This is a genomic window from Pelodictyon luteolum DSM 273, from assembly GCF_000012485.1.
Taxonomy (GTDB): Bacteria; Bacteroidota; Chlorobiia; order Chlorobiales; family Chlorobiaceae; genus Chlorobium; species Chlorobium luteolum.
This window is the reverse complement of the sequence record NC_007512.1, coordinates 2,017,688-2,027,500: the sequence shown is the minus strand read 5'-3', so window position 1 is coordinate 2,027,500 and position 9,813 is coordinate 2,017,688. Positions and strand designations below refer to the sequence as shown.

The following is a 9,813-nucleotide window of genomic DNA, read 5'->3' as shown; positions in this document are numbered from 1 at the left end:
GTCCCTTTGACGATGAGCGTTCTGGCGAAGTTCAGTGCCTTGAAGAAGTTGGTCTTGCCTGAGGTATTGCCGCCGTAGATTGCTGCTATCGGAAGTATGCGGGTATTGAACTTGCTGATTTTGGCAACGCGTCAATATGACCGTTGAGTGGAGCGGGGTATCTGTTGCGGTAAAAACAATATCTGTTTGTTTGAAAACGGCTCGCTATACTCAAGTCTAAGAGAACCCCAACCCAGAACAAGGAGATGAACCATGGGAGCCGTAGCAGAGCGTGAAGTGATGGCGTCGGAAGACCGTGGCGCCCTGGCCAAAATGGTCATGGTCCTGCTCGGGCATTGGAAGCTGAGTACCGAGGATCAGGCGGCGCTGCTGGGCATCGCCGCCAGCAACAGGGCCGCGCTGTCAAACTACCGCAGCGGCAAGCCGATCGGCACCGGCCGTGACCAGTACGAGCGCGTGGGCCACCTGTTGGGTATCCACAAGAACCTGCGGCTTCTTTTTCCGCAGAACAGGGAGTTGGCATACCGCTGGATGACCACCCGCAATAAGGCGTTCGACAATTTGACTCCGGTTGATGTCATTAAGGAGTGGGGGTTTGCGGGCCTCCTGATGGTGCGCGGGTATCTGGACCGCGCACGGGGCCTTTGAGCCGGGCAGAGCCATGAACTCCCTCTTTGCCCGGCTCGCGCTCGCCGACTTCCACGGGGACGTCGCCCGAAACGTCGTTTCCCTCGTGCACCCGCAGGACCTGTTCGATGATCTTACCGACGATCCTGCAGAGTGGGTGCTGGCGCAACGGGTGGAAGGTGACACCAAGCCGCCGCCCTACCGGGAGGGCTCGGAAATAGTGGTGGAGAAGCAGCCTGGGGTGGCGTGGGTTACGTTGGACGTCGCCGGTTTTTCATAGAGGGGGGAAGCTGTGGGTAGCACAGGAAACTCATCTGCAGGTTCGGCAAAGAGGCGCGCATAGACCATCGCGCAGCACATGGAGTGGAAGAGAGGAGTGCGGCGGAGGGTTTCCCCGCTGTTCGTGGAGGGGCTGACGTGCCGGTTCGGTGAAAATCGAAGCCCTTGCCTGGCGGGGGTTTGGTCAGGTTTCGCCACCGTGTGGAGACCGGGGGTTGATGGCTGCGTTTGATTGAAGGAGGAGGGTGCCTGTGTTGAGGTTGCGAGTCGCATGCTCTTCCCGAAAACTCTTGGGAAAGAGGTCTCCGAGGCTCATCTTAAGATGGCGACCTGATTCTCGATGCTTTCCTTGATGAACGCGATCATGGTTTCGTTTGGAGGTGCTACCGGCCGGGTGCTTGCGACAGGAAAACATTTATTGTATAATAGTGAGTAAATTAACTCATAATCATACAATGGCAAGCACACCATACCAGCGCCCGCATCTGGCAACGCTCCGAGCCCGGCTCGAGGAGCCCCCGGCGTTCATGATCGTCGTTGCCGGACCGCGCCAGGTCGGCAAGACCACCCTTGTGAGAAAAGCCCTCGAGGGGCACCACTCTACCTTCATCGCGACCGACCAGCCGCTGACCCGCCCTGCCGACCCGCTCAGGGGAAGCAGCCCGGCAACCGGCCAGGAACCCGGAGCCAGGCCGACAGGCAAATGGCTCGTGGAACAATGGTCAAAGGCCAGAAGCGCAACCCTGGACTTGCCACCGGGACGCCACCACGTCCTTGCCATCGATGAAATCCAGAAAATCCCCCGCTGGTCCGAGATCGTCAAGGGCCTCTGGGATGAAGACCGCGCAAACGGCCTCCCGATGCATGTCGTCCTGCTCGGTTCCTCGCCCTGGCTCATGCTGAAAGGGCTTTCCGAAAGTCTTGCGGGCAGGTACGAAACCATCCGCCTGTCGCACTGGCAGTACGCTGAAATGCAGGAAGCCTTCGATCTATCCCTTGATGAATACATTTATTTCGGCGGCTATCCCGGATCGACGAGACTGCTCTCGAATGAAGCACGCTGGCGGCAGTATATCCACGACTCGCTGATCATGCCGACCATCAACAACGACATCCTCCAAATGCGGCGGGTCGACAAGCCGGCGCTCCTGAAAAACCTCTTTGAGCTCGGATGCGGAGCATACTCCGCCCAGATCATCTCCCTGACGAAACTGCAGGGAGAACTCCAGGACGCCGGCAATACCGTCACCCTGTCGCACTACCTGCACCTGCTCTCGGAAGCCGGCCTGTTGACCGGCCTGCAGAAATACGCGGGCCAGGAGCACCGCAAACGCGCCTCCGCGCCGAAACTCAACGTCCACAACACGGCGCTCATTTCAGCCCAGGCGACCTATACCTTCGAACAGGCAAGGAAAGACCGCTCCTACTGGGGACGGCTGGTCGAAAGCGCCGTCGGCAGCCACCTCATCAACAACAAACCCGAAGGTACCAGCCTCTTCTACTGGCGCAACGGGCCCCATGAAGTCGACTTCGTCGTGAGCCACGCCGACACGCTCCTGGCCATAGAGGTCAAAAGCGGTGAAAACTACAGGACCCCCAAAGGCCTGCAGGCATTCGCAGAAACCTTCCGGAACGCCAGGCCGGTCGTCATCGGAAACGGAGGCATCGCTCTTGCGGACTTCCTGCTGCAGCCCGTCGAAACCCTGCTGAACTGAGCCATGCTTGTCCAACGCACGGCAATACCGATTGCTCCGGATCCTGAAGGGCAGCCAAACGCGGAGCCGGTCAACCTTGACGCATTGCGATCCATCCCTGCATGGGTACTCCTCGGAGAGCCCGGCGCAGGCAAAAGCAGTGCGTTCAGAATGGAAGCGGATGCAACTGAGGGCATCCTCATTCCGATCGCCCGGTTCATCTCCGCCGACCCCGAGAGCGGGTGGAAAAACCGAACGCTCTTCCTTGACGGGCTGGATGAAAACCGCAGTACCGGCACCAATCAACAGGCCATACTCTACCAGATTCACCGGAAACTCCGGCAACTCGGCTCTCCGAATTTCAGGATCTCATGCCGGGCAACAGACTGGTACGGACAATCAGACAAAGAAGCGATCATCAGCGCATCTCCCGACGCCCGGCTCCCCCTCTACGTGCTTGAGCCGTTGAATGAAGAGAACATCCTTCAGATCCTCGGCGACAACTTCAACAGAAGCGACGGCAAGGCACTCATCGAAAAAGCCAAAACCTACGGCATCGAAGCCCTGCTCCGGAACCCGCAGACCCTGCAGCTCATCGCCGAGGCCCTGGATGGAAAATCCTGGCCGGCGAACCGGAAAGAGACCTACGAGTTCGCCTGCGGGAAGCTTGCCCAGGAAGGAAACAAAAGCCATCGCGACCGGCACCGGCAGCACCGGCATGAAACAGAACAACTGCTTCGGGCCGCCGGCCAGATCCTGGCCACGCTCCTCTTCGCCGGCAAGCAGGGCGTCGCTCTTGACCCGTCAGTCGAAAACGAGCATTTTCCGACCATCGGGAAACTCCAGCCAAAAGACATGCCGTCAGCCGAAGCCGCACTGGGAAGCAGGCTGTTCGTACCCGCCGCAGGCCGGGAGGAGCGCCTCGAACCGACGCACCGCAGCGTTGCCGAATACCTTGGCGCCCGCTGGATCGGAAAAGAGATAGACAGACACGGGCTGCCGCTGAAGCGGGTGTTCAACCTTATGTGCGGCCGGGACGGCAAGGCCGTCGACGGCCTCAGGGGCCTGTATGGATGGCTGGCGACTGAAACGCATACAGCCCGGACCTCCATGATCCGGAGCGATCCACTCTCTGTTGCGCTCTACGGCGACCCCCGGGCTATGGGAACGGATGACAAAAAACTGCTCCTGCAGGAAATCCATGCGGCATTCCGGGACAACCCGACCATTCTCCGGGAACCGGGAAACATCGAAACACTCTGGTCCCTGTTTGATCCCGACCTGCGCGACACTTACCTGGACGGCCTGGAGGATCCCGGGCGGGATGACGCCACACAGACCTATACCATATTCCTCCTCAAAGCGCTCCGCACCTCAATAGCCCGCAGCGGACTCGGCGATGCGCTCAAAAGCCTTGCCGCCGATGGCTCCCGATGGGAACGGGTACGCAAACTTGCACTTGAGGCCTGGATGGACTGCGGCGCAGCGACTGAAGATGCCATTGAAATCCTCACCGATTTCACGGAAGGAACCATCACCGACCCTTTCAACGAACTTGCGGGAATACTGCTCCACCGTCTCTTCCCGGAGAAGCTGGGCACCCTCGAAGCGTTGCGGCACTTCCACCGGAGCGACGAGCGGATCAGCGGGATGTACCGCTTCTTCTGGCGCTACGAGTTCCCGAGGAAGGTACCGGAGGGGGATCTCCCCCGGGTGCTCGACGAGCTCAGCCGGAACCCCCGGCTGCAAGCCCTCGACAAAACGGAATGGGAAACCCATGACATGCAGGCAACGCTCGTCACCCGTGCCCTCGAAACCCATGGAGACGATGTTTCCGACGACATCCTTTTCAGCTGGCTCCGCCTCGGAACCGACGAGTTCGGCCAGCGGCCCCACAACCCGGAGTTCCACCAGAGCGTTGCCGGATGGCTCGAGAAGCGCCCGCAGCGGTACTTCGCGCTCCTGCAGCTCTGCTTTGAGCGAAGCAGGAAAGAACCCTCGCCGGCCTATGCCCTCCACGCCTGCGGGCAGATCCTTCGCGCAGCAGCCGAACCCCGAACCCTCGGGCTCTGGCACTTCCTGCAGATCAGCCGGGAACAAAACGACATCCTCGCACGAGAACACCTTCAGTCAGCCGTCCGCTCACTCTTCCGGAAGGGACAGGAAGGACTCACGCTTGAGATGCTCTTCGAATGGCGAGGCACGGACCCGGTGAAACAGGAGTGGCTGAGAGCCTTCCTCAGCTGCCCGATTCCCGGCGCCCGGATCCTTGCGGCATCATCACCCGAAAGAGAGCTGCGCGACCCGGAAAAGATCAAGCGGGAACGCTCTTCACAGCTTGCCGCAAAGCTCGACGAGATAGCAAACGGTACGGCGCCGATGGGGCTTTTGGCCACACTGGCATCGATCTGGAACGGACGCTTCAGCGACATTGCCGGCAGTTCACCGGAGGAACGGTTCAGGAGCTATTGCACCAACGACGAGGAGGTAGTCCGGGCTGCCGAAAGCGGCATGAAATCCTGTATCACAAGAAACGACCTGCCGACGCCCGCCGAGATCATCAAGCACTCGGCCCGGCAGGAGACCTTCAGCATTGGCGAAGCCTGCCTGCTCGGCATGCAGTTGCTCTGGGATGAAGAGCCGAAGGCCGTCGATCTCCTCCCGGACGAGACTCTCGAAAGCATGATCTGCTTCCGCCTTGTCAACGGTGCCGGAGAAACCCCCGGCTGGTTCGCCCACCTTGCAGCCTCGAAACCCCGGCTTGTCGCCGGGATCCTCACCCGGCTCGTCGGCGCACAGCTCAAGGCCCGCAAGATGCATATCGACGGCATCCATGAACTCGGCAATGATCCTCTTTGGAAAAAAGTAGCCGCCATCGCTGCCCCGACCCTGCTCGAGAACTTCCCGACCCGCTGCAGGGCCCCGCACCTCGCCCATCTCGGCACGTTTCTGAAATCGGCCCTGAAATACGCCCCGACCGATCTGCCGGCCATCATAGCCCGCAAGCTCGCCCTCAAATCCCTCGAACCCGGCCAAAAAATCTACTACCTGCTTGCCGGCATGCTGCTTGAGCCCCAACGCTACGAACTACCGCTGTGGGATTTTGCCGGAGAAACCTGGCAGCGCGTGCGGCACATAGCAAGCTTCACCAGCCGGGGCTTCAGCGAACTGCAGGTCGACCTTCAACTCAGCCCCGAAACACTCTCGAAGCTCATCGAGCTGCAGGCCCCGTTCGCTTCTCCGGAGTGGCCGCTTGGCGGTGGTACCATAACAGAGTCGATGGAGCTTGGCGACCAGGTCAAAAGCCTCATCAGCGAACTTGCCGCCAGGGGAACAGAGGAGAGCCTCCACGAAATCGATCGCCTGCTCGCCCTCGCCGCGCTGCAGAAATTCCGAACGCACCTGCAGATGAGCAGGCACAAGGCTACCGCCGCCATACGCGAAAGCGTCCGCACCATCCCGCCCCTCGCCGATGTGGCCGCCGTCCTCGAGAACGGCGCGCCCGCCGACCCCGAAGACCTTCTGGCAATCGTGCTCGACCAGCTCGGTCATGTCGCCGCCGACATCCGCCAAAGCAACAGCGACATCTACCGGCAGTTCTGGACGGAAGCGGCGAACAACAACCGCCACAAGAGCGAACAGAGCTGCCGCGACGCCCTCCTCGGAATACTGCGACAGCGCCTGCAGCCGCGGGGCATAGCGAGCGAACCGGAGGTCGACCACGCAGGCGACAAACGGGCCGCCATCCGCATCTCCTTCAAAAACAGGATCGCCATCCCCGTCGAGATCAAGGGCGACTGGCACCGGGAGCTCTGGACTGCCCCCACAAGCCAGCTCCCCCGCTATACCGCCCCGGCCATGACCGGCGGACGGGCCATCTATCTCGTACTCTGGACCGGCGGACGGGAGCAGCCCCCGCCGCGGGACGGAGGCAAAAAGCCCCGCTCGCCCAGAGAACTGCAGGAGCGGCTCGAAGCCTTCACTGCCGGGAGGTCGGAAGAGCGCACAGAGGTCTTCGTCCTCGACGTTTCGTGGCCCGGATAAAAAAAGCCCCGCACCGCAGTTTAAAGCGATGCGAGGCCTCTGTCGCAATTCGCGCGCCGCAGGAGCGGCGTCTCTGAACTCTCGCGCCGCCTTCAGGGCGCTTGAATTGATCGAGGAGGCGTTTCATGACGTCGAGGGGATTCGTGTGTTCGTGTTTGAGCCTGCCGAAGATCCGAATGCCGTTCGTTGCAACAACGATACCCGGGATGTTCCGAAGATGACCGCCGGGCGAGCAGCTCTGCTTTGTTTGATGGCGCGCTATAGGGATGGTTTGCTGGATCCGTTTATCTCGCTTCTCGAGGTGCATAAACTGATGTACTTCATGCAGGTGAGCGGGGAACCGCTACGGCTGTCATTCACCAAAGGGCATTACGGCCCCTATGCAGAGAACCTTCGTCATGTGCTCAAGGTGCTCGAAGGGCATAGGATTTCGGGGTATGATGATGGGGGTGATCAGCCTGATAAGCCACTTTCGTTGATGAGCGGAGCATTGGATGATGCCCGGCGTTTTCTTGAGGGGGAAGCGGCTACGCGGGAGCGTTTGGACAGGGTCGGGCACCTGGTGGAGGGTTTTGAGTCTTCCTTCGGTCTTGAGCTCCTGTCGAGGGTGCACTGGGTGGCCAGCCAGCAGGATGTTGCCTCTCTGGATGATGTCGTCAAGGGCGTGTATGCCTGGGGGAAGGGGAAGGAGCAGTTCCGGGAGCGGCAGATCGGAAAGGCGGTTGACGTTCTGGTATATAAGGGTTGGCTTGATGGGAAGGCGGTATGTTCCGCCGTGCAGTGTGGAGTCTGAATTGAGCCCTGCAATTGAGGGGGGGGCATGATGGGCGCCTGTGTGATGCCGGTGCTTGTTTCTTTTTTTTTGATAGAGGAAAATAGGGTAATCTTGAGATGATAAGGCAGTTTAGTGGGGGAGGTGGCGGCGGTTCAATGTCTTCCGAAATCGTCATTCTTGCAGGCAGGCTCCGATTTGTTGTGGTTTATTTGAATTAAAGCTTAACTTATAAGTGAATCCCGGGTTCCAGATCACGCCGGTTGAGAATGGCCTGCGCGGTTCGTTGTACGCAGTACAGGTGTCCGGGCAGGAGAAGACGGAGTTTGATCGGTTTCTGGAAAGTGAGGAGGTACGGGCTGCTTCTGAGTATCGTGCTCTCGTGACGCGTTTGGATGATATGGTTGAGCGCCTCGGTTTCAGGAAGCAGTTCTTCAAAAAGGAGGGCTCGATACGGGATTCGGTTGAGGCGTTGCATTACGGGAACGGAAAGCTCAGGCTGTATTGCCTTCGCTGGTCAGGTGTTCTTCTTATTGTCGGGTATGGGGGGGTAAAGACAACAAGAACCTATCAAGAGAATCCGGTATTGCGTGAGGCCGTTGCCTTCTTGCAGGAAGTCGATGCCAGGGTGGCGGCGCGACAGAAAACCGGTGAAATCCATATTGATCCCGATACCGGGCTTATTGGCGGGGATCTTGTCTTTTCAGGGGAGGATTGATTATGAAACCATCATGTTTGAAAAAAGCCCTCGAGGGGGTGTCACCACTGACGAAAAAGTATGTCAGACGGCAGGGTGAGTTTGCCGTCCGCCTGCACGACCTTATGGAGAGGGGCGGGATGAGTCAGCGTCAGTTGGCTGAAAAGCTCGGGAAGAAAGAATCCTATGTCAGCCGGGTCCTGTCGGGTTCTGCTAATCCGACCCTCAAGACCATGGTGGAGTTCGAGGTCGCTCTCGGCCGGGATATCTTTTCGATCCCTTACGAAGGGAAGGCTGTTATCTACAAGGTTGTTGTGTCTCAGTTTCAATTTCCTGCAACTTCGTCACTTGAGGGTTATACAACGAAGTCTGCCCGTGCCGGCGGAGGCGCCCGTGCAGTCTTGTATCATGATTACTCCATAGCCGGATAAGCCTTGATGGAACAGAAGAAGAACATAGGGTTTCAGTTTTCGGGGTTCAGGATTACCGCATTTTCGTTCAAGGCTCCAGAAGAGCCTTTGGGTGAGAACGAATCATTTGATTTTGAAACCTCTGTCGGTGTCAGCCATGAGTCTTCCGCTCTCATCGTCAAGGTCGGCATTGTCGTGCAGCGCTCATTGGATCAGGTCAGGTGTGCCACCATGGTTGCTGAATCCTTATTCAGTACCGAAGGGCTTGAGGTCGATAGCCATACGGGAGCCGTTGTGGACGTTCCTCCCGATTTCTATGCCACGGTGATTTCCCTGGCAATTTCGACGACCAGGGGGGCTTTGCTCGTCAAGGGGGCCGGTTCATTTCTTGAGCGTGTTCCTTTGCCGATTGTCGATCCCAAGGCCTATGTTCCCGCCATAATGGAGGCTAATAAGCCATCGGTTGGCGGGTGATTGGGGTTGTGATTGTTCAATGACGAGCGTTTACACGAGTCACGGTTTCTTCATTCATCTGCTACTATGACGCAACCTGTTGTGGATGTGATGTTTGACGATAACAGCTATCTCCAGCGTCTCTCTATACAGACGACAACGCTGGATGAGAAGCTCACAGTGGTCGTTGATATCGAGCAGGTTCCATTGCACACGAAAGATCCGATGATAATGCCGGAAGGTCAGGCTCCTCAACATGACTTCGTGTACAGGCTCTATTTGAGGGATGAAGGTGATGGGGTGTCTCGCCCGGTATTAAATGCATCCTTTTTTCCCAATGAGTTGATTGAGCTGTTGAGACTCAATGTGTTGCAGGAATCTCGGGTTGAGAAGGTCATAACAGAGGGAACGCAGCTGCTGTCCTGTGAAGAGTTAGCCAAGGCTCTGCAAAGTGATGTTAGCCGTATTTCTGTGATCTGATGAAGCATGGAGGTTTTCGCCTCCACACCCTGCCGTTCTTTTATCCCTCTTTGTAGCTCACCCTCACGCCCGCTAACACCTTTTTCGTAAGGAACAGCCGAAGTCCGAACAGCCGAAGTCCGGAGCAGCCGAAGTCCGGAGGAACCCTGGTGATGCTGCATACTGGGACGGACCCCGGCTGTTCTATACGTAAGAGCAGCCGAAATCCGGTGGGGGTTTAAGTGATGCTGCATACTGGGTTGGACCCCCGGCTGTTTCTATCAATCACTCAACTCGGGCAGCGCGTTGAAGGTGGATGTGTTTGATGGGGTCCGGTCAAGAGCGTTCGGGTGCTGGAACTCGAGTCTCTTGAGGAGG

At 58.3% G+C, this 9,813-nt stretch carries 10 protein-coding genes (1 of these 10 running past the window's edge); 9 read left to right on the top strand and 1 reads right to left on the bottom strand.

Features of this window, described 5'->3' with window-relative positions; translation table 11 throughout:
* Positions 1-80, bottom strand: the start of a protein-coding gene (locus tag PLUT_RS12190) for a hypothetical protein (protein WP_420825882.1). 253 nt of this gene lie to the left of the window's left edge; the window shows 80 of its 333 coding nt (coding positions 1-80); it begins with the start codon at positions 78-80; the stop codon falls past the left edge of the window.
* A gap of 172 nt (positions 81-252) precedes the next feature.
* Between PLUT_RS12190 and PLUT_RS09380 the strand changes: the two genes are divergently transcribed.
* The 9 genes from PLUT_RS09380 (at position 253) to PLUT_RS09340 (ending at position 9,456) form a co-directional block, all read left to right on the top strand.
* On the top strand, positions 253-648 hold the full coding sequence (locus PLUT_RS09380) for an MbcA/ParS/Xre antitoxin family protein (protein ID WP_011358540.1): 396 nt from the start codon (positions 253-255) through the stop codon (positions 646-648).
* 13 nt (positions 649-661) lie between these two features.
* Entirely contained in the window at positions 662-907 is a 246-nt protein-coding gene (locus PLUT_RS09375) for a hypothetical protein (RefSeq protein ID WP_011358539.1), read from the top strand.
* 454 nt (positions 908-1,361) lie between these two features.
* Positions 1,362-2,621, top strand: coding sequence for an ATP-binding protein (locus PLUT_RS09370; protein ID WP_041463907.1), 1,260 nt, complete (start codon positions 1,362-1,364; stop codon positions 2,619-2,621).
* A gap of 3 nt (positions 2,622-2,624) precedes the next feature.
* On the top strand, positions 2,625-6,644 hold the full coding sequence (locus tag PLUT_RS09365; protein WP_011358537.1) for an NACHT domain-containing protein: 4,020 nt from the start codon (positions 2,625-2,627) through the stop codon (positions 6,642-6,644).
* Between the two features lie 106 nt (positions 6,645-6,750).
* Positions 6,751-7,437, top strand: a complete 687-nt coding sequence (locus PLUT_RS09360) for an Appr-1-p processing protein (RefSeq protein WP_157858178.1) — start codon at positions 6,751-6,753, stop codon at positions 7,435-7,437.
* A 214-nt stretch (positions 7,438-7,651) separates the two neighbouring features.
* Entirely contained in the window at positions 7,652-8,134 is a 483-nt protein-coding gene (locus PLUT_RS09355) for a hypothetical protein (protein WP_011358535.1), read from the top strand.
* A gap of 17 nt (positions 8,135-8,151) precedes the next feature.
* A complete protein-coding gene (locus PLUT_RS09350; protein WP_238974583.1) occupies positions 8,152-8,544 on the top strand; it encodes a helix-turn-helix domain-containing protein in 393 nt (130 codons plus the stop codon).
* A gap of 6 nt (positions 8,545-8,550) precedes the next feature.
* Positions 8,551-8,997 carry a hypothetical protein gene (locus PLUT_RS09345; RefSeq protein WP_011358533.1) on the top strand — a complete coding sequence of 149 codons (447 nt, stop codon included), beginning with the start codon at positions 8,551-8,553 and terminating at the stop codon, positions 8,995-8,997.
* 66 nt (positions 8,998-9,063) lie between these two features.
* Positions 9,064-9,456, top strand: a complete 393-nt coding sequence (locus PLUT_RS09340; protein WP_041463906.1) for a hypothetical protein — start codon at positions 9,064-9,066, stop codon at positions 9,454-9,456.
* Positions 9,457-9,813 lie beyond the last annotated feature (357 nt).

Excerpts from the sequence above, each read along its gene's own strand:
- PLUT_RS09340 (WP_041463906.1), top strand. The coding sequence starts at position 9,064 with ATGACGCAACCTGTTGTGGATGTGATGTTTGACGATAACAGCTATCTC.
- PLUT_RS09345 (WP_011358533.1), top strand. The coding sequence starts at position 8,551 with ATGGAACAGAAGAAGAACATAGGGTTTCAGTTTTCGGGGTTCAGGATT.
- PLUT_RS09365 (WP_011358537.1), top strand. The coding sequence starts at position 2,625 with ATGCTTGTCCAACGCACGGCAATACCGATTGCTCCGGATCCTGAAGGG.
- PLUT_RS09380 (WP_011358540.1), top strand. The coding sequence starts at position 253 with ATGGGAGCCGTAGCAGAGCGTGAAGTGATGGCGTCGGAAGACCGTGGC.
- PLUT_RS09375 (WP_011358539.1), top strand. The coding sequence starts at position 662 with ATGAACTCCCTCTTTGCCCGGCTCGCGCTCGCCGACTTCCACGGGGAC.
- PLUT_RS09370 (WP_041463907.1), top strand. The coding sequence starts at position 1,362 with ATGGCAAGCACACCATACCAGCGCCCGCATCTGGCAACGCTCCGAGCC.